This is a genomic window from Pseudomonas sp. YA1 (assembly GCF_058680555.1).
Window position 1 is genome coordinate 174,022 of the sequence record NZ_JBZWBG010000013.1, and the last position, 16,374, is coordinate 190,395.

Genomic DNA, 16,374 nt, shown 5'->3' on the forward strand with positions numbered 1-16,374 from the left:
CGAACCCATTCCCGCCAGCTCTTCAGCAGCGCTAGCCATTGCGGCGTAGTCAGAGTTCGTGAGACGAGGGCGCATAGTCACTTCGCCCTGTACAGTTCGAGCACGGCCCGAACCTCTTCATGCCTGGCGGCCATGTGCTTGGCATCCAAGGCCAAAATCTCTTTCGCTTCGTCAGCGCTGATCTCCCCGTCCTCCAGGGCCAGAGCGATCATCTGATCAACCCGGCCACGCTTAACCGCTGTACGCAGCGAACGGTGGTGCAGGTCTACGTTGTCCAGATCGCCCGCTTCCGGCGTCCGCACAAACACTCCCCCGTACATCGCGCAGATGTAGTCAGGCAGATAGGAAGTACCCATCTCCTGCTCCAGGACGTACAGGTCGCCGTCGCTAAGGGGCTTCACGCCCGCCGTTTCGTACATCTGGTTCTCCAGGCGCTTCAGCGGAATCCCCAGCCGCGCGGCAGCGCAATCGCGACCGCCCGGATAGGCATTGGCTACCGTGGTCATTACCTTTCTGCGGGTCTCTAGTACGGGCGTTTTCATGCTCTAGTTCTTCCCTTGAGGTCGGTGCTATACGCTGTCAGCCGTGAATTGAGGGAACGGCGAAAGCCAGCGCTTCGAATGTGGAGTCCGGCGCATCCGTGATAGCTTTCTGCTTCCACACGGAAAGGCCACGGAGGCCGGGCATGACTGATGAAATCGACAAGATCGTTGCGACGATCAACGCGCAGAAAGGCGAACTGATGGGTATCAACGCCTTCCTTATGGCAATGGCACGCTCGCTAACACCTGCGGAACTCGGGAGGGTTCTCGACGGGTTCGATAACGAAATTGCGCACATGCGATCGTTCTTGGCGTACTCGCAACTGCCGGACGAAGTCATTGGGGGTCTCGAGGGTTATGTGAAGACTTGGAACGCGATTCGAACGAGGCCAAACCAGTCTTGAGAGACTGCGCCCAGAAAGCGTCTCGGCTCTCCTCGTCATCCTTCAGCGCATTCTCGGCAGTCACTTTCTCTGGCCCGGCCAGAACCATTTCGCGGGCCAGCTCAAGGAAGCGCAGCGCATCCTCTTGGCTCATGCCTGAGTCGAACTGGATGTAGGCCGTTGGCCACTTGTCGATCAGCCGGATTTCACTGGAGCTCTTCCTCGACGAGGTGGCGCCCAGGAAGTAGGCCATCGCCAACGAGGTCCCAAAGATCAGGATTTGCATGAATTCGGTCATGGCTGGCCTCCCGGCCGGTAGATTGGATCGGGTTAGGCGGCGGACTGCTCAGTAGCGACCTTCAGGGCGCCTTTCGTAATGCGCTCAATCTCGTACTGGCGGAGTTTTGGAATTTCTTCTGGCCACTGGCGCACCGCCTCATAGGTAATGCCGAGGGCTTTGGCTACCTTCGAAACGCCGCGGAAGTGGCTGATCACTTGGGTCTTGGTCATAGGCGACTCCAGTTCACTCGCACCAATTCAAGCATGCTTGCAATTACAAAGCAAGCATGCTTGGCAAGCTACCTTGTAGATTTCTCAACATGAAAACCACAGACCGGATTACCAAGCTCGTACTCGCCAGAAAGCCGGAGATCGGCCCCCGCGGGGTAAAGCGAGATATCGCCAACACGTGCGGCATCAGCTATGAGGCCGTGAGGCAATGGTTTGCCGGCGACACTGAAAACATCAGAAATGAAAATTTGACCGCTCTGGCCGAGGGCTATGACACGACGGTGGACTGGCTTCTATCTGGTTCAGGAGAGCCACCTAGACGAAAAGCAACGAGCAGTGCGGCAGAGAAGTTCCTTCAAATGTTGCAAGGCAAAAAGCTTCGTCCCGATCAGCAGCAGCGCTTGGAGCAGGCAGTGCTAGACACTCTGGATGATCAGCCCGTGGTGGAGGCCGCAGACAATGTGATCATCGCCGACTTCTCCCGCAAGCCACTGGTGGGCGATGAGATTCGCATCGCTCATTACGATGTTCAGGGGGCGATGGGCAATGGAAAGGTTGTTCAAGATTTCCCAGAGATGTTCCGCGATGTCACGGTCAGCCAGCAGCATCTGCGCGAACTTGGCGTTAAGTACAAGGATCCATCACATCTGAAGATAATCACTGGCGACGGACAGTCGATGGCCCCGACCATCCAGAACCTAGATCCGCTAATCGTCGATGCCAGCATTCGCGAGTTCACCGGCGACGGTATCTACGCGTTCACCTGGCAGGGACTCTTCTATATCAAGCGCCTACAGTTGAAAGGGTCAGACCACTTCAAGATGATCTCGGACAATACAAGCCACCCTCCAGAGGATATTCGAGTGGATGAAACCTACATCCAGGCCAGAGTGTTGCTGGTCTGGAACGCGAAAAGGCTGTGATGGGCAGAGGCACCGCATCATAGGCAAGGTCATCTGGCGGGGTGGGGATTTGTAGCTATAGGCGGGTCATAAGGGAGTGATGGAGCAATTGAAGGGATCGGTTGTCAGATAGCCGAAGGAGCAAGGGAGTGAACAAGGCCACTTGGCTTGATGAGTGCCGGGATTGGTGCAAAAAGATCAAATACCTTTCCGAAGAGCTGGAATGGGGAGAGCGGCCAAATCACAGTGGATGGCTTGAAGCGACCAGCGCTTTACTGGACGAAAGCCGTGTCACTCTGCCTCGTTTGCTATTCAAGGGAGAATATCGCCCTGGAAGGATGGGCGACCGGATCAGCTACGGTCTCATGTATCGAGAACAGCGAGAGATGCGCAGGGTCTTCATGCTAGAGATCTATCCCAAACATGAGCGCTCGCATTCAGAGAATGGAGTGGTTTTCTTCGGACCACACATCCATTTGGGCGATCCGCGGCTCGATCAGATCACACGTATTGTCCATGCCAATTTAGATGGGCCGACCGTCAATCGGTGGATTGAGCGATTCCGCAGACACGCTAGAATCCTGGACAATGACCACCGTCAGTTGTGCGCTCCGTTCACTGATGATTTGTTTGGGTGATCCATGGCTACTCTCGGCTGCTCAACGTTCTTCACTAAAGCTGGATGGCACTGTCAGGCAGTCCAGGCCGGCGGAGCCATGGCCACCTATATCAGCACTCCGATCGTGCTCCCTGGTGGTAAACCTCTGGATTTCTACCTAATACCCCGCGGAGAACTGGTTGAGTTCACTGACGATGGGATCACCATGTTCGCTCTCAGCGGCCTGGGGTATCAGCTCGGTGATAAGCGAAACTGGAAAGGTCTAGAGAATCTAGCCATCAAGCATGGGTTTAGCCTGACCGAGTCGGGATCGTTTGAGGCTGTGTTCCTCCAATCGGATATGGCCGAATGGGGCGGCCGCATCCTCAAACTCTTTGCGGCTATCGCCGCCTGGGAAGACGAGCGTTTCAGTGAGGGCGATACTGACTTCTCTCTCACGTCAGAGATTGAGATGCTGCTCCGCGCCAAGGCGCCAGAGAAGCAACTGGTCAGGAACGCTACCGTGTCCATTGGGAAGAACGAGATATCCTTCGACTTCCTGTGGGGAGATACTTATGTTGATGCAATCCGACCTGTGGCGCAGTCGGTGAACGCTCGACTTAGGAAAGCCGTTCTCATTAACCGCAGCGAAGATCCGCTTAAGTTGCTGTTTATCGTCGATGATCGAGGTCAAGAAGAGCGGGCCGAAGCAGAAATCAGCGTACTAGGAGACATCGCCAGCACGATACGACTGACGGATTTCGAGAAGCACTACAGCCCAGCGCTACATTGATCAAAGCCCCGCACCCGCGGGGCTTTTCGTTCCCGCCCTTCCCTTCCGGCTCTGCGCTGAGTTGACGACAGCCCTGCCCCAGCGCTGCCCCTCCCGCCTGACACCGAATCCTGAGCCTACCTGAGCAGGTCCGCGCCCGCGTGATGGCGACGAGCCAGGGTGGTAGGATGGCGGTTCAATTCACAGGGAGGTACCTATGAAGTCAGCAGTCATCCTTGCAGTTATCCTCGCATCAGGTTCGGCCTTTGCCGCAAAGCCATCCGCAAAGGCATGGACCCATGAGCCATCAAGTTTCCTTGGTCTGACCTTCGAAAGTAGCAGCATCATGGCGCTCCCTCAGTGCGCGCCAGGCGTGATTGGTTTCCAGCAGACACAGCTTTGCCGGGAAAAACCATATGGCAATCTTTACACGATTGAGGGAAAGCCCTCGATCGGTCTTCGATACAACTACCACCTTTCCGCCAAGCTGAACGAAAGCCAGGTGGAATACTTCATGCTTACGGGTAATACCGATGATTTCGATAAAGTGACCGAGCTTTTCACCGAGAAATACGGAAAGCCCACATCCCGCACCGCACCATCAGTGAAAACCAAGGCCGGGGCATCCTTCACCAACGACACTCTGGTATGGGATGGTGCGCGCGTCAGCATTACGCTTGAGCGATTCTCGACAGACATAAATACCTTCGGCGCAATAGTGCTCAACAAGCCGGCCGCAGAGGCCAACTCTCGGGCCGCCGCTGAAAAAACCAAGAGTGATGCCTCCAAGCTCTAGCCTCCCCTGAACGTGATCGCGCAGCCCGCTTAGCGCGGGCTTTTTCATGGAATCAGAATGGGGTCTCATCCTCTTCCGCGCCCTCTTCCACAGGCTCAACCTCGGGACAGATAGCTTGATGCTCACCCTCGTTCCTAAGCGCCCACCGCAAGGTCACTGAGCCATCATCGTTGAAAATCAGCTCAACTCCATCCTCCTCCGCAATCAGCTCCATCACGGCCTCCCACGCCTCGTCCGTATCAGTATCTAGCCGGTGAACAGTCACCGCGCGTTCTAGCTGCGCCTTCGGCGCATTGATCATTGCCGATACCCTCAGTCCTAGGCGATCCGCAGCCGTGAGTTCCTGCTGGAGTTGCTGCGCTTTCTTCTGCTTGGCCATAAGCCCCTCCTTGTACTGTTCATTCATACAGTATTAAAAATCATCACAAGATTGCTTGCATTCTAAAAACAAGCATGCTTTTATAAATGCAAGCCGGCTTGTGAACAGCACAAGCAATACAGCGAAGGCGCAACACCGCTGGCCAGGCCACCGAGCCGACCGCTCTTTCGACAATTTGGGAACCCTCTGCTGCGCCAACGTCGCGAGACGCTGGGAGAGGCAAAAGACGCAGCCCGAGCTGGGCCGGACAGTCCAGCCGTGCAAGCCCATGCGTTGCACGCGACGTCGCTCAAGTCACCTGCCAATAGACCAAAGAAGCAAACGCAGGAGTGGGAACGAACCCCGACAAGGAGAAGCGACCGAGATGACACCAATAGGAGGAAACAGCCAATGCAGTACTAAGCCCAGCCGATGTTCGGGTCGGCAATCCGCGCATACGTGCCCCACTCAACGGGCCGCCGGGCTGCACTCAAGCGCGGAGTAACACTGATACCCCATGACCAGCGCTGTATGCCGATTGAAGGCGTTGCGAGGGAAGCCCAAGGCCAAACACATCGAGTCCGAGCTGCTATCGGCAGTGGTGAGGACACACCACCCGCGGGTTGTAGAAGCCCAGCAGGCGAACGCGGGAGAAACACCGATTTCTCAGATGCCCTTCGCAAGAGGGGCATCGAAGAAGTCAACACGCCCTGGAGGGCAAGACGATGAATGAAAAGGCCTTACTGGCTTTACGTCAGTCTCTTCGAATCATCCGCAGGGAGAACGACGTACACCGAGCGCGCATCGAGTACTACGAAACGGTCGGGATGTTGCGCGGATTGCACTACGGCGGAGCGATCGATTCCTGGCAGCTGGTAGCTCTAACCGAGCTAGCAGGAAGCGCATACATCAACGCTGGCAAACCCTATTAAGGAGACTGAAATGGCTCAATTCAATATCGATTCCCACCTGAGCGACGGCAAGAGCCTGCAATGGCTTGCCTTGCCGGACGCCGGTGAACAGCCTCTGGACGTTGAGGTGAAGGTTCGCCAGGCCGCCATGAAGAAGTTCGGCGACCTCATCTGGTTCAACCGATGGGACCACGTTGTTGCCAGCAACGGCTACATCACCGTGCGGATGCACGCGTGAGGTACCAGTTCTTCAAGCCGATGCGGGGCTGCCGCATCTTCGCCAGTGAGCAGCACATGACCAAGCCAGCCGGCGAGCTGATCGGTTGGTGCGAGAAAGTCGACGGGAATATCTGCATTTTCAAACCGCCATGTTCGCATGAGCTTGACCGATTCATCTGGAGGCACAAGGACGGTTTAAACCCTTGGTATCTCTACTCAGCATAAACCCATGAATCAACGATTTCTCAGATGCCCTTCGCAAGAGGGGCATCGAAGAAGTCAACACGCCCTGGAGGGCAAGACGATGAAAACTGTTACCCGCTACGAAATCCGCGAATACAAGGGCGCCAGCTACAGCACCAGCATGAGCCGCAAACTGCGCGATCGTAAGGCGGCAAAAAAGCTGGTCAAGCGCTTGACGAAAATGGGTCACGACGCCTTTGCAGCACCGCTGAAGGTGCTGGCGTAATGAGCCTCACATATGAGCAGATCGAAGCAATAGCCGACCACATGAGGTCGGCGGGCTTTGACCCGTCAGAGCTAGACAACGATCAAATCGCTCTTCTGGCTGCCTGCGTATTAGAGGCGCTTGGAATTGAAATCGCAGAGTAAGCACCGCCCCGGTACGCCGGGGCATCACCAAAGGAGACACCAACATGCAAAGCCTTCGTGACCGCTACGAAATCTACGTCCGCTGCGCCACCGACCTCGGCTGGACGGTGAAGACCTTCGAGGAGTGGCTGAACTCTTAACCCGCCGCCCTGCCGGTAGCAGGGCATCACCAGCTCCAACCCATTTGCCCATCCGGGCGCCCTATCGCCCAGCCCAGGGCAAACCTAAAACGGAGAATTGCGATGGCGAGCAAGAACAAGGCTGCGTCCGAAGAGGTCGTGACCGCTTACAAGGGATTCAAGCAGGACCTGACCTGCCGCGGCTACCAGTTCGAGATCGGCGGCACCTATAAGCACGAGGGTGAGGTAGAGGCATGCGCTTCGGGCTTCCACTCCTGCGAGTATCCCCTTGATGTCTTCGGCTACTACGCCCCAGGCGACAGCCGATTCGCCATCGTGAAGGCTTCGGGACAACTGAGCCGTCACGACGATGACAGCAAGATCGCCAGCGCAACCCTGGTGGTGGAGGCGGAAATAAACATGCCGACCATGATCTCGAGGGCCATCGACTGGATCATGAGCAAGGTAGATAAGTCGGTTGAGCAGACGGTGGTGGGCGAAACAGCGTCGAACACCGGCTACCGCTCGGCAGCGTCGAACACCGGCGACCACTCGGCAGCGTCGAACACCGGAAACTACTCGGCAGCGTCGAACACCGGAAACTACTCGGCAGCGTCGAACACCGGAAACTACTCGGCAGCGTCGAACACCGGCTACCGCTCGGCAGCGTCGAACACCGGAAACTACTCGGCAGCGTCGAACACCGGCGACTACTCGGCAGCGTCGAACACCGGCGACCACTCGGCAGCGTCGAACACCGGAAACTACTCGGCAGCGTCGAACACCGGAAACTACTCGGCAGCGTCGAACACCGGAAACTACTCGGCAGCGTCGAACACCGGCTACCGCTCGGCAGCGTCGAACACCGGCTACCGCTCGGCAGCGTCGAACACCGGAAACTACTCGGCAGCGTCGAACACCGGAAACTACTCGGCAGCGTCGAACACCGGAAACTACTCGGCAGCGTCGAACACCGGCGACTACTCGGCAGCGTCGAACACCGGCGACTACTCGGCAGCGTCGAACACCGGCTACCAATCGGCAGCCGAGGTCAGCGGCAAGGAGTCCGTCGCCGCATCCCTGGGCACCGAAGGCCGCGCTCGCGCATCTGCTGGTAGCGCCATCGTCCTATGTCATCGTGACGACGAGGGGCGCCTCATCCATATCCGCGCCAGCAAGGTCGGCGAGAACGGCGTAAAGCCGGACACCTGGTACCAGTTGAGTGCCGAGGGCGAGTTCGTCGAATTCGACGAGTGAGCCGCCATCGAACAGCGAAAGAGTCGAGGGGCTAGCGCAGCCAGACCTGACGCATCCGGGGAGGCGCCCGGCGTTCGCTCCATTTGCCCTGATACGGCAAGAGAGGAATCCATGCCAGACCTTGGCGAGTTCGCAGCGCTGTTCGTGGTGCTGTTTCTGACTATGTATTGGTGAGGTGAGAGATGAGTGAGTGGATAAAGTGCAGCGACAGGCACCCAGAGAACTTGGGTGAAGTCATGGTCTGGAGAAAGTGGCCGGGATGGGACTGCTTCGCTCCCGAGTTCGACCGCTGGGAAACTGACGAAAGCTCGGATGAAGGCGGTTTCTGGATGGTGGCTGAGGACTCTTGCCAGCACATCGAAACCTGTGCCGATGGACCTGGCCATGTAAAACGGCCTGAAACCACCCACTGGATGCCCCTACCCGCACCACCGCAAGACGCCTGACAGGCAGGAGGACAGAATGAGCAAGCATACGCCGGGGCCTTGGTTCGTCAATGGCCGTGAGAGCTACACCAAATACATCGAGGCGCGCATCGGTGGCGGTTTGCTTCAGGAAGTCGCAGCCTGCGGACCTACCGAGCAGCAAGAGCAACAGGAAGCAAACGCCCGCCTGATCGCTGCGGCGCCGGACCTGCTGGAGGCCCTGATAGCCATGGAGCGCGAGAAGTCCGACTACATGACCCGGAACAATCTTGGCGACCCTGCGATAGAGACAACGAACAAGTTAGCGCGCGCCGCAATCGCCAAGGCCACCGCCTAACCGCGCCCTGGCGCATACACATTGGAGGAGAGATGAGCGACCAAATCACAGCGCTCGAATACGTTGAGCGACGCAAGGCGGAACTGGACCAATTTGCCAGATTCTGGCTGCAGAACCAGGGCGCTCCCGGCTGGCCCGAGAAGTTGGCCGAAGGCGAGTGGTTTGAACAAGAGGCAGCTTGGGGATCATATACCGAGCGCCACGACTGACTCCCCGGCAAGGACGCCACCCTTCAATGGGGATGATGCTCAAGCGAGCAGCGCGGCAGCTTCTGGATGCTTCTCTAGCCTAGTAGCTATAGGTGGCGCCACCGAATCCGACGCAGAGAGAAACTGCGCAGCGAACGTGCCGAATATGCCGTAAAGCCAGATGCCGGGTAGCGCCGGCCATCCCCACCCTACCCCTCATTAGCCCGGCAAGTCCGGGCATTTTTTCGCCTGTATGACGGGAGCGATTCGGAACGCTGCCGCATACGCGCGGCAAAGAGGTCAGAGAGATGAGCATTCAAACCAAAGCGGCGACGATCTATTTCGCCCCTACTGCTCGGAAAAGTTTCATCACGAAACGCGCGGCTATCAACGCCGAGGCCAGGGCGATCATCAATAAGCACTTCCCTATTGAGCGCGGCTGCTCCTGCGGCTGCGGCGATCCTGGCTGGCGGCTTGAAGAGGCCAACCCCGAGCGCTTCGCGCGCTACTACCGGCTGCTTACCGTAGCGCTCAAGAGGACCATTCCATGACCGCAATCCGCCGCATGCACGCGAACGCGAGGTGAACATCATGTCATTCCAAACAAAGGAAACGCGCAAGGCTCGCCGCCGACACCTGTGCGAATGCTGCTACCGCATTGTGAATGCAGGTGAGCGATACGTGAAGGTCGCCGGCCAGAACGAAGGTGACTTCTACAGCGCCAAGACGTGCTTGGCCTGTGACAGCCTCATACAACTGGTATGGGAAACGGCAGGCCCATACGACTACCCGGATGGTCTGGCATTCGATGAGTTCTATCAAGCTGCCGAAGACCTAGATCTAGCCTGCCGGATTCCGCAGGAAAACAGGAGGGTAGCCGCATGAACACCGCATTGAAATACGCCCAGGAACGCTGGGACAACGCGCTACCGCCCGACGATAACGGCGACCGCGAGTATGTCACTGAGCAAGTCGGCAAGCTTCTGAACTGCGAGGACGGTGATTGCGTGCCGTTCCATGATCGGAAAGAAAGGCCCTTTATCGGCCCTGAGTTTACGGTCTACGGATTCGCCGGATTCGTCCCGGAGTGGCTAGCGGAAGTCGACAGCAAAGAGTGCCCGATGACTCAGCTACTCCTAGCCGTCCGCCGAGGCGACCTGGAACTGGCCCAACGCATCTGGTTCCGCGCATTCGAAGCAACGCTGATCGAGAACGCCGAGAAGCTGGTTAGGGAGAGACGAGTTTGACTGCTCCCCTCCCTGAAGGAAGGGGATTCCCAATTCACAGAGAACTGGACAGCGGTACTTGACCGATGCCGCTTACATTCTCTCCAAGGGCTAACACCGCCAGCCCGGCGGCTCTAATGTTGATCGCTGCGTTCACGTCGCGGTCATGTTCGGTGCCGCATTCCTGGCATGTCCAGCTACGGATATCCAAGGGTAAGCGCACAAGGGTATGGCCGCAGCAGGAACAGCGCTTCGAACTGGGATACCAGCGGTCGATGGCGACGACCTGTCGGCCAGCCCATTCACCTTTGTACTCCAATTGTCGCGCAAACTCTCCCCAGCCGACATCGGCAATGGATTTACTCAGTCTCGGATTGCGGATCATGTTCTTTACGGCTAGGGATTCGACGCAGACCACTTGGTTCTCGTTAATCAGTCTGCGGGACAGCTTGTGCAAGCGGTCCATGCGGCAGTCGGAGATTTTTGCGTGAATACGGGCCACTTTCAGCCGGGCCTTGGAGCGGTTCTTCGAGCCGAGCTTCTTCTTGCTAAGCCTACGCTGCGCCTTAGCTAGGCGAGCTGCGTATTTCGCGGTATGGCGGGGATTGCCGATCCGTTCGCCATCGCTGGTGACGAACAGGTCTTTCAGGCCCAGGTCGATACCGATCATCTTCGGCGTGACGGGCAGAGCCTCGAACTCGAACTCGCAGAGGCAAGACACATAGTAGCGGCCTGCGGAGTCCCTCGAAACGGTGACGGTGGAAGGCTCGCTCGGAAGCGGTCTGCTCCAGCGTATATCAAGAGGAGTCCTGGACTTGGCCAGGTACAGCTTGCCGTCCCGGTAGCTGAACGCCGACCGGGTGAACTCAGCGGACTGCCGATGCTTCTTGCTTTTGTACGCAGGGTACTTCGTGCGGCCTGCAAAGAAGTTTTTGAAGGCGGACTGCTGGTGGCGAAGGCACTGCTGCAAGGGGACGCAGGAGACCTCGTTCAGCCACGGAAACTCGCCGGAGCGCTTGAGCCTGGTGAGTGCCGCGTTGGCCTCCAGATACCCGACCTTCTCCTGCCGCTGGAAGAACGCATCGGTTCGCCAGCGTAGGACATAGTTGTAGACGAAGCGCGTACAGCCGAACGTCTGAGCTAGCAATTGCGCCTGCTCAGAAGTCGGATAGAAACGGTATTTGTACGCACGGTTAGCCATGCGTCACATTTTACCATCGTTAATGTAAAGGTAGTCACGACGAAACGGAGGAGGCGGGAACAGGGGCGCTCTGCGAGCGCCGTGCTATCCCTACCCCGCACTAGAAGTACGGGGTTTCCCGCGAAAACTGATGAGCATTGACTGGAACAAGGCACCAGAGGGTGCGACGCACTACAACCAAAAACTCGCCTACCCGTGGCTGAAGGATGGCGAGATACCGATGTACTTCTGCCCTCCCTTTTGGATGAGGTATTGCAACCCAGAAGAAGGCAAGTCCCTCATTGAAGATTCCGTTCCGCGGCTTGTGCCTACCTCATGGGACGGCCAAGGCTTTCCTCCGATTGGCATTGAGGCCGAGGCCATCTGGGACGGCGCCGATATTGCGTACTTTCGAGCCAAGATACTCGCTCACGACGAGGGCCGTGTCGTATTCCGTTGGTGCGAAGGCAAAAGAAAGGGGCAGTACGGGTCATATGCCGTTTTGAAATTCGGATCTCTTCCTGCTTTCCGCCCGCTCCGAACCACTGAGCAGATCGCCGCCGAGGAGCGGGAGAAGGCAGTCGGTGATATGGCTATGTCAATTCAAGGAGTTCCATATCAGTACCCTACGCTTTACGCGCTATTTGACGCCGGCTACCGACGCCAGGAGGAAGGGAAATGAAAACCCCTATCAGTGATGAGCAGTTGGCGGAGATCGAGCGCGACATTTTGGCTCAAGCTCAAATCATGTCCGGCCAGTGCGAAGGCGGTGTATGGCTTCGCGGCGGTGACTGTCCTAAGTGCCAAGCAACACGCCATGATCGCTGCCAATTCCCTCTTCCTCAGAGCTACGCAATCCCCTCTAACGTAGAGGCTCTGATCGCCCGCCTGCGCGCTGCTGAGGCTGATACGAAGCGCCTTGACTGGCTCTCAAAGAAGGGGGCGGAAGAAGATCCGTCGCAAGGAGACGTGCGACCCTACATCGACGCCGCCATGGAGCGCACGCCATGACCATCACCATAGACCTGACCAAGGCCGCCCAAGTCCTGATCTTCGGCGGCTTTTTTGTGGGCAGCGTGTTCATGTTCGCCGTGGCGTTTGTTGAGGTGGCAGGGCTATGAACACCAGACGCACAGCAATCTGGCTAGGCAGCCTCTTCGGCGGCCTGCTGTACCTGTTCATTCTCGCAGCCGGCCCGATCTGGGGCGGGATCATCACCGCAGAATCTACGCACCTGTCCGCAGCAGGCCGGTAATCCGGATAACTGCGGCTTCCCCAGCGGGCGGTGGGCGGCATGAAGAAAACACCCGCAGCAGCGGCTTCTAGCGCAATGCTATTCATCCCGCAGGGGTGACGCTGCCGAGTGGCGCCGTAAGCGCCTTTCCCCTTCCCTTTCAATCTCTGCCCTCGGGCGGATCGGAGAAATCATGTCCGCAGAAACCCAACTGGTCGAAGTGCCGGCCAAAGAAACCGCCCTCCAAGTCTACTCGGCCGCCAATGGCCTTGACCCGTTCCTGGCCAAGATTCGCGAAGAGATCGACGGCTTCGTGCCGGATGTGACCACTCGCAAGGGCCGAGAGGCAATCGCTTCCATCGCCTACAAGGTAGCCCGCTCCAAGACGGCGCTGGACAACGTGGGCAAGGAATTGGTCGCTGAGCTGAAGGAGGTTCCGAAGAAGATCGATGCCGAGCGTAAGCGGATGCGCGATCTGTTGGATTCCTGGCAGGCCGAAGTGCGAAAGCCGCTGACGGAGTGGGAAGAAGCTGAGGAAGCGCGGGTTTCCAAGCACAAGGCGGGAATCGAATGGTTCCGCTCGCGTCCTGACGAGCATCGTTACTCAGACAGCGCACAAATCCGTGCCGCAATCGCCGAAGTACAGGCCGTCAAGATCGGGGATCCATGGCAGGAGTTTGAGGCCGAAGCATTACGGGCAAAAGCCAATGCGCTGGAAGCCTTGTCGGGCCACCTTGCCTCCCGCGAGAGGCACGAAGCGGAGCAGGCCGAACTCGCACGTCTGCGCGCCGAAGCAGCAGCACGCGAGCAGAAAGAGCGCGAGGAGCGCATTGCCCGCCAAGCAGCAGAGCAGGCACGGCGTCAGGAAGAGGCCAAGGCCCAGGCAGAACGCGACGCCGCAGTACGCCGTGAAGCCGAAGCACAGGCAGCAGCCGAGCGTCGCGAATTAGAGCTGAAGCTACAAGCTCAGCAAGCGGAGCGCGAAAAGCTAGAAGCCCAACAGCGCGCCGAACAGGCAGAGCGTGATGCGCAACGACGTGCTGAAGAAGCCGCAGCGCAAGAGCGTCAGCGCCAGGCCGACGAGCGGGCCCGCATCGAACGCGAGGCTGCTGCACGCGAAGCCGACAAGGCGCACAAAAAAGCTATCAACAACGAGGCGCTGGCGGCGTTCGTCGCTGGTGGCATGGATGAGTCATCCGCGAGACGGGCGGTCACATTGATAGCCCAACGGAAAATTCCTGGCGTCCACATTTATTATTGAGGTCGCGAATGAACAACAGATCTGTTCTGGTTAGCGGAGTAGGAATAAACGACGCCGATTACACAGTAACGATAAATGAAACGGTCTCTGGTCGAAAAAAACAGGTGTGGGTTTGCCCGATTTATTCGACATGGAAGCATGTTATCGAGCGCTGCTACAGCAGGGAGTTCCAGAAGAGATGTCCGACATACGCGGGCTGTGAGGTTGTTCCCGAATGGAAAGTTTTCTCAGGGTTCCGGTCATGGATGATGACGCAGGACTACGCAGGGAAGCAGCTAGATAAAGATCTTCTTGTCCCTGGAAACAAGATATATGGGCCAGACACATGTGTGTTTCTGCCTTCCGAAGTCAACTCATTTCTGACCGAAAACAAATCAAGCCGAGGACCCTGGGCGGTAGGTGTTTGCTGGAATAAGTGGCGAAAAAAATTCCATGCGCGCTGCAAAAACCCATTCAGCGGGAAGACTGAAAATCTCGGTTACTTCGACAGTGAACACGAAGCTCACTCAGCATGGAAGGCTAGAAAGAATGAGCTGGCATGCGAGTACGCCTCGATTGAGAAAAACCCCATCGTAGCTCGTGCACTGCGGACTAGATACGCAAATTCATATTTAACTTCCTAATGAGGTCGACATGAACCAGATCGCCAAACGCCAAGAGTCGGCGCCAATCGTTCAGGCAGGAGAGTCTGCCACCATCTTGCAGGTTATCCAGCGTGCCGCTGCTGACCCTGCGTGCGACATCGAGAAGATGGAACGCCTGCTGGCCATGAAGGAGCGGATGGACGCCAAGGCCGCAGAGATCGAGTTCAATGACGCACTGTCCCGCGTACAGGCAAACATGGGGCGCGTAGCTGCCGACGCAACGAACAACCAGACGCGCAGCTCCTACGCCACCTACGGCAAGCTGGATAAGGTACTGCGACCCATCTACACCGCCGAAGGCTTCTCACTTTCCTTCGGCACCGAGGATGCTCCTGAAGGCATGGTCGGCATGATCTGCTTCGTGAGCCACCGGGCAGGCCATACCCGCCAGTACCGTGCGCACGTCCCTTCTGACGGCAAAGGTGCAAAGGGCGGCGACGTGATGACCAAGACGCACGCCTTCGGCTCCGGCACCTCCTACGGCATGCGCTACCTGCTGAAGATGATCTTCAACGTCGCCATCGGCGAGGAAGACGACGACGGCAATGCTGCTGGCGACGACAGCTTCCGCAACGCGGTGCTGGACGACCTGATTGCGAAGGCAAAGGCCGCACCGAGCAGCGCCGAACTCCAAGCCGTATGGCAATCGGGCCTCAAGACCCTGCAGGCAGCGAAGGATGTGGCCGGCGCCGATGAACTCCGCGCCGCAGTCACTGCCCGCAAAGCAGAGTTGGAGGACACGAAATGATCCTCATCGAATGTGATCAGGGCTCAGAGCGCTGGCATGCAGCGAGGGCCGGGGTCATAACCGCCAGCATGTTCGGCGATGCCCGGGCAAAGCTGAAATCCGGACCGAATAAGGGCCAGCCCACATCGGCGGCCTTGGACTATGCCTTCAAGCTCGCCGTCGAGCGCATTAGCGGCGAGCCCTTGGATGGCGGCTTTGAAACCTGGCAGATGAAGCGCGGCCACGAATTGGAACCCATGGCCAGGATGGAGCACGAAATCCAGACCGCCCTGATGATCCAGCGCGCCGGCTTTGTGACTACCGACGATGGCTGTTTCGGTGCCAGCGCTGATGGACTGATTGGTGAGGACGGTGGTAGCGAGTACAAGTGCTTCCTCGCCCCGGAGAAGCTTCGTGCCTTCCACATCGACAACGACGCCAGCGGGATCATGGATCAGGTTCAAGGATGCATGTGGATAACGGGGCGCAAGTTCTGGCACGTCGGCATGTACTGTCCTGCTCTAGAGCCTGTAGGCCGTCAACTCTGGTGGCGAGAGTTCAAGCGCGACGACGACTACATCGAAGCTCTGGAGGAAGACCTGTGGCAGTTCAAGCTGCTGGTCGACGAGTACGAGGCAAAGCTTCGGGAGAAGGCGGCATGAGCCAGATCGACTTCAGCCGTCATCCTGTAGATGTGCATCGAGACGAAATAGCCAGCCAGGTAGATGCGTTCCTGGCGGGCGGCGGAAAGATCGCATCCATCCCAATCGGCATGTCGGGAGACAGGGACGCCAAGCCGAACAGCAGACCGGCACGAAAAGCTAAGCCGGGTCAGACCGACGCCGCACACTCCGCATTCGAACGCAACCGCCGAGAGAATCGCAGGCTGCTATCGCAAACAGTCCGTTACTGCGCAGACAAGGGGATGACTATCTCCGCCACCGCAGACGCAATGGACCTCGACCGCGCTACTGTCCGCAAGATCGCCGCCGAGCACGGCATCAGGTTCGGGCATCGTTAGCGCCGCGACTCTCTCTCCGAACAGGAATAACCCCATGCACCAGCTAACAGCGAATCACCGCCCTTGCGGTGTGACGGTCACCGGCTGGCCTGAAGAAAGCCAGCTTATGACATCGGACGACATTCTGCGCATCGCGAGAGCGGTTAAGCAGA

Annotated in this window: 26 protein-coding genes; 21 read left to right on the forward strand and 5 right to left on the reverse strand. The window is 57.8% G+C overall.

Annotated features, from left to right (window positions below; all coding sequences use genetic code 11):
- Positions 1-77: 77 nt before the first annotated feature.
- The 3 genes from AC4OR5_RS19860 to AC4OR5_RS19870 all read right to left on the reverse strand — a co-directional run bounded on the left by AC4OR5_RS19860 (position 78) and on the right by AC4OR5_RS19870 (position 1,435).
- Positions 78-542 carry a YmfL family putative regulatory protein gene (locus AC4OR5_RS19860; RefSeq protein ID WP_491952845.1) on the reverse strand — a complete coding sequence of 155 codons (465 nt, stop codon included), beginning with the start codon at positions 540-542 and terminating at the stop codon, positions 78-80.
- 336 nt (positions 543-878) lie between these two features.
- Positions 879-1,223 (reverse strand): hypothetical protein, encoded by a 345-nt coding sequence (locus AC4OR5_RS19865; protein ID WP_003140701.1) that lies wholly within the window; start codon positions 1,221-1,223, stop codon positions 879-881.
- Positions 1,224-1,255: 32 nt separating this feature from the next.
- On the reverse strand, positions 1,256-1,435 hold the full coding sequence (locus AC4OR5_RS19870) for a Cro/CI family transcriptional regulator (RefSeq protein ID WP_023082532.1): 180 nt from the start codon (positions 1,433-1,435) through the stop codon (positions 1,256-1,258).
- Positions 1,436-1,524: 89 nt separating this feature from the next.
- Here AC4OR5_RS19870 and AC4OR5_RS19875 point away from each other — a divergent pair, with 89 nt between their 5' ends.
- The 4 genes from AC4OR5_RS19875 to AC4OR5_RS19890 all read left to right on the forward strand — a co-directional run bounded on the left by AC4OR5_RS19875 (position 1,525) and on the right by AC4OR5_RS19890 (position 4,503).
- Complete coding sequence (locus tag AC4OR5_RS19875) at positions 1,525-2,358, forward strand: XRE family transcriptional regulator (protein WP_031657199.1); 834 nt, start codon at positions 1,525-1,527, stop codon at positions 2,356-2,358.
- Positions 2,359-2,486: 128 nt separating this feature from the next.
- Entirely contained in the window at positions 2,487-2,975 is a 489-nt protein-coding gene (locus AC4OR5_RS19880) for a hypothetical protein (protein WP_126585035.1), read from the forward strand.
- A 78-nt stretch (positions 2,976-3,053) separates the two neighbouring features.
- Positions 3,054-3,728 carry a DUF1828 domain-containing protein gene (locus AC4OR5_RS19885; protein WP_158025314.1) on the forward strand — a complete coding sequence of 225 codons (675 nt, stop codon included), beginning with the start codon at positions 3,054-3,056 and terminating at the stop codon, positions 3,726-3,728.
- Between the two features lie 196 nt (positions 3,729-3,924).
- Complete coding sequence (locus AC4OR5_RS19890; RefSeq protein ID WP_033945903.1) at positions 3,925-4,503, forward strand: hypothetical protein; 579 nt, start codon at positions 3,925-3,927, stop codon at positions 4,501-4,503.
- Positions 4,504-4,555: 52 nt separating this feature from the next.
- Here AC4OR5_RS19890 and AC4OR5_RS19895 read toward each other — a convergent pair whose 3' ends face one another.
- Entirely contained in the window at positions 4,556-4,882 is a 327-nt protein-coding gene (locus AC4OR5_RS19895; protein WP_023120648.1) for a DUF1654 domain-containing protein, read from the reverse strand.
- A gap of 921 nt (positions 4,883-5,803) precedes the next feature.
- Here AC4OR5_RS19895 and AC4OR5_RS19900 point away from each other — a divergent pair.
- The 9 genes from AC4OR5_RS19900 (at position 5,804) to AC4OR5_RS19940 (ending at position 10,176) form a co-directional block, all read left to right on the forward strand.
- On the forward strand, positions 5,804-6,010 hold the full coding sequence (locus tag AC4OR5_RS19900) for a hypothetical protein (RefSeq protein WP_058343443.1): 207 nt from the start codon (positions 5,804-5,806) through the stop codon (positions 6,008-6,010).
- A 285-nt stretch (positions 6,011-6,295) separates the two neighbouring features.
- The gene (locus AC4OR5_RS19905) at positions 6,296-6,460 is read left to right on the forward strand and encodes a hypothetical protein (protein ID WP_153574973.1); all 165 of its coding nucleotides are present in this window, start codon (positions 6,296-6,298) and stop codon (positions 6,458-6,460) included.
- Positions 6,461-6,845: 385 nt separating this feature from the next.
- Entirely contained in the window at positions 6,846-7,979 is a 1,134-nt protein-coding gene (locus tag AC4OR5_RS19910; protein ID WP_491952846.1) for a DUF7666 domain-containing protein, read from the forward strand.
- Positions 7,980-8,161: 182 nt separating this feature from the next.
- Positions 8,162-8,425, forward strand: a complete 264-nt coding sequence (locus tag AC4OR5_RS19915; RefSeq protein WP_079456173.1) for a DUF551 domain-containing protein — start codon at positions 8,162-8,164, stop codon at positions 8,423-8,425.
- Positions 8,426-8,441: 16 nt separating this feature from the next.
- A complete protein-coding gene (locus AC4OR5_RS19920) occupies positions 8,442-8,741 on the forward strand; it encodes an XkdD/Y8K6 family phage-associated protein (RefSeq protein ID WP_023106488.1) in 300 nt (99 codons plus the stop codon).
- 32 nt (positions 8,742-8,773) lie between these two features.
- Positions 8,774-8,950, forward strand: coding sequence for a hypothetical protein (locus tag AC4OR5_RS19925; RefSeq protein ID WP_023106487.1), 177 nt, complete (start codon positions 8,774-8,776; stop codon positions 8,948-8,950).
- Between the two features lie 287 nt (positions 8,951-9,237).
- Positions 9,238-9,480 (forward strand): hypothetical protein, encoded by a 243-nt coding sequence (locus tag AC4OR5_RS19930; RefSeq protein ID WP_003140716.1) that lies wholly within the window; start codon positions 9,238-9,240, stop codon positions 9,478-9,480.
- 40 nt (positions 9,481-9,520) lie between these two features.
- Positions 9,521-9,814, forward strand: coding sequence for a hypothetical protein (locus AC4OR5_RS19935; protein WP_023106486.1), 294 nt, complete (start codon positions 9,521-9,523; stop codon positions 9,812-9,814).
- Positions 9,811-10,176 (forward strand): hypothetical protein, encoded by a 366-nt coding sequence (locus AC4OR5_RS19940; RefSeq protein ID WP_023106485.1) that lies wholly within the window; start codon positions 9,811-9,813, stop codon positions 10,174-10,176. Before AC4OR5_RS19935 ends, AC4OR5_RS19940 begins: the two co-directional genes overlap by 4 nt.
- Positions 10,177-10,210: 34 nt before the next feature.
- On the opposite strand, the gene AC4OR5_RS19945 is transcribed toward AC4OR5_RS19940, so the two are convergent.
- The gene (locus AC4OR5_RS19945) at positions 10,211-11,356 is read right to left on the reverse strand and encodes an RNA-guided endonuclease InsQ/TnpB family protein (RefSeq protein WP_023106484.1); all 1,146 of its coding nucleotides are present in this window, start codon (positions 11,354-11,356) and stop codon (positions 10,211-10,213) included.
- Between the two features lie 130 nt (positions 11,357-11,486).
- Here AC4OR5_RS19945 and AC4OR5_RS19950 point away from each other — a divergent pair, with 130 nt between their 5' ends.
- From AC4OR5_RS19950 to AC4OR5_RS19985, 8 genes are all read left to right on the forward strand, one after another.
- Positions 11,487-12,017 (forward strand): hypothetical protein, encoded by a 531-nt coding sequence (locus AC4OR5_RS19950; protein WP_116271286.1) that lies wholly within the window; start codon positions 11,487-11,489, stop codon positions 12,015-12,017.
- A complete protein-coding gene (locus AC4OR5_RS19955) occupies positions 12,014-12,346 on the forward strand; it encodes a hypothetical protein (RefSeq protein ID WP_199266414.1) in 333 nt (110 codons plus the stop codon). The genes AC4OR5_RS19950 and AC4OR5_RS19955 overlap by 4 nt, the downstream gene beginning before the upstream one ends.
- Before the next feature lie 106 nt (positions 12,347-12,452).
- Positions 12,453-12,590, forward strand: coding sequence for a hypothetical protein (locus tag AC4OR5_RS19960; protein WP_162838918.1), 138 nt, complete (start codon positions 12,453-12,455; stop codon positions 12,588-12,590).
- Positions 12,591-12,762: 172 nt separating this feature from the next.
- Complete coding sequence (locus AC4OR5_RS19965; RefSeq protein WP_033942971.1) at positions 12,763-13,830, forward strand: hypothetical protein; 1,068 nt, start codon at positions 12,763-12,765, stop codon at positions 13,828-13,830.
- Between the two features lie 8 nt (positions 13,831-13,838).
- Positions 13,839-14,453: an AP2 domain-containing protein gene (locus AC4OR5_RS19970; protein ID WP_023081937.1), complete on the forward strand. Its 615-nt coding sequence runs from the start codon at positions 13,839-13,841 to the stop codon at positions 14,451-14,453.
- Between the two features lie 10 nt (positions 14,454-14,463).
- Entirely contained in the window at positions 14,464-15,222 is a 759-nt protein-coding gene (locus AC4OR5_RS19975; RefSeq protein ID WP_116271285.1) for an ERF family protein, read from the forward strand.
- Positions 15,219-15,863, forward strand: a complete 645-nt coding sequence (locus tag AC4OR5_RS19980; RefSeq protein WP_023085147.1) for a lambda exonuclease family protein — start codon at positions 15,219-15,221, stop codon at positions 15,861-15,863. The genes AC4OR5_RS19975 and AC4OR5_RS19980 overlap by 4 nt, the downstream gene beginning before the upstream one ends.
- Positions 15,860-16,222: a hypothetical protein gene (locus tag AC4OR5_RS19985; protein ID WP_023085146.1), complete on the forward strand. Its 363-nt coding sequence runs from the start codon at positions 15,860-15,862 to the stop codon at positions 16,220-16,222. The genes AC4OR5_RS19980 and AC4OR5_RS19985 overlap by 4 nt, the downstream gene beginning before the upstream one ends.
- Positions 16,223-16,374: the final 152 nt, after the last annotated feature.

Bases quoted from the DNA above. Each gene is read 5' to 3' on its own strand.
- AC4OR5_RS19860 (WP_491952845.1), bottom strand. From the start codon at position 542: ATGAAAACGCCCGTACTAGAGACCCGCAGAAAGGTAATGACCACGGTA.
- AC4OR5_RS19865 (WP_003140701.1), bottom strand. From the start codon at position 1,223: ATGACCGAATTCATGCAAATCCTGATCTTTGGGACCTCGTTGGCGATG.
- AC4OR5_RS19870 (WP_023082532.1), bottom strand. From the start codon at position 1,435: ATGACCAAGACCCAAGTGATCAGCCACTTCCGCGGCGTTTCGAAGGTA.
- AC4OR5_RS19875 (WP_031657199.1), top strand. From the start codon at position 1,525: ATGAAAACCACAGACCGGATTACCAAGCTCGTACTCGCCAGAAAGCCG.
- AC4OR5_RS19885 (WP_158025314.1), top strand. From the start codon at position 3,054: ATGGCCACCTATATCAGCACTCCGATCGTGCTCCCTGGTGGTAAACCT.
- AC4OR5_RS19890 (WP_033945903.1), top strand. From the start codon at position 3,925: ATGAAGTCAGCAGTCATCCTTGCAGTTATCCTCGCATCAGGTTCGGCC.
- AC4OR5_RS19895 (WP_023120648.1), bottom strand. From the start codon at position 4,882: ATGGCCAAGCAGAAGAAAGCGCAGCAACTCCAGCAGGAACTCACGGCT.
- AC4OR5_RS19900 (WP_058343443.1), top strand. From the start codon at position 5,804: ATGGCTCAATTCAATATCGATTCCCACCTGAGCGACGGCAAGAGCCTG.
- AC4OR5_RS19905 (WP_153574973.1), top strand. From the start codon at position 6,296: ATGAAAACTGTTACCCGCTACGAAATCCGCGAATACAAGGGCGCCAGC.
- AC4OR5_RS19910 (WP_491952846.1), top strand. From the start codon at position 6,846: ATGGCGAGCAAGAACAAGGCTGCGTCCGAAGAGGTCGTGACCGCTTAC.
- AC4OR5_RS19915 (WP_079456173.1), top strand. From the start codon at position 8,162: ATGAGTGAGTGGATAAAGTGCAGCGACAGGCACCCAGAGAACTTGGGT.
- AC4OR5_RS19920 (WP_023106488.1), top strand. From the start codon at position 8,442: ATGAGCAAGCATACGCCGGGGCCTTGGTTCGTCAATGGCCGTGAGAGC.
- AC4OR5_RS19925 (WP_023106487.1), top strand. From the start codon at position 8,774: ATGAGCGACCAAATCACAGCGCTCGAATACGTTGAGCGACGCAAGGCG.
- AC4OR5_RS19930 (WP_003140716.1), top strand. From the start codon at position 9,238: ATGAGCATTCAAACCAAAGCGGCGACGATCTATTTCGCCCCTACTGCT.
- AC4OR5_RS19935 (WP_023106486.1), top strand. From the start codon at position 9,521: ATGTCATTCCAAACAAAGGAAACGCGCAAGGCTCGCCGCCGACACCTG.
- AC4OR5_RS19940 (WP_023106485.1), top strand. From the start codon at position 9,811: ATGAACACCGCATTGAAATACGCCCAGGAACGCTGGGACAACGCGCTA.
- AC4OR5_RS19945 (WP_023106484.1), bottom strand. From the start codon at position 11,356: ATGGCTAACCGTGCGTACAAATACCGTTTCTATCCGACTTCTGAGCAG.
- AC4OR5_RS19950 (WP_116271286.1), top strand. From the start codon at position 11,487: ATGAGCATTGACTGGAACAAGGCACCAGAGGGTGCGACGCACTACAAC.
- AC4OR5_RS19955 (WP_199266414.1), top strand. From the start codon at position 12,014: ATGAAAACCCCTATCAGTGATGAGCAGTTGGCGGAGATCGAGCGCGAC.
- AC4OR5_RS19960 (WP_162838918.1), top strand. From the start codon at position 12,453: ATGAACACCAGACGCACAGCAATCTGGCTAGGCAGCCTCTTCGGCGGC.
- AC4OR5_RS19965 (WP_033942971.1), top strand. From the start codon at position 12,763: ATGTCCGCAGAAACCCAACTGGTCGAAGTGCCGGCCAAAGAAACCGCC.
- AC4OR5_RS19970 (WP_023081937.1), top strand. From the start codon at position 13,839: ATGAACAACAGATCTGTTCTGGTTAGCGGAGTAGGAATAAACGACGCC.
- AC4OR5_RS19975 (WP_116271285.1), top strand. From the start codon at position 14,464: ATGAACCAGATCGCCAAACGCCAAGAGTCGGCGCCAATCGTTCAGGCA.
- AC4OR5_RS19980 (WP_023085147.1), top strand. From the start codon at position 15,219: ATGATCCTCATCGAATGTGATCAGGGCTCAGAGCGCTGGCATGCAGCG.
- AC4OR5_RS19985 (WP_023085146.1), top strand. From the start codon at position 15,860: ATGAGCCAGATCGACTTCAGCCGTCATCCTGTAGATGTGCATCGAGAC.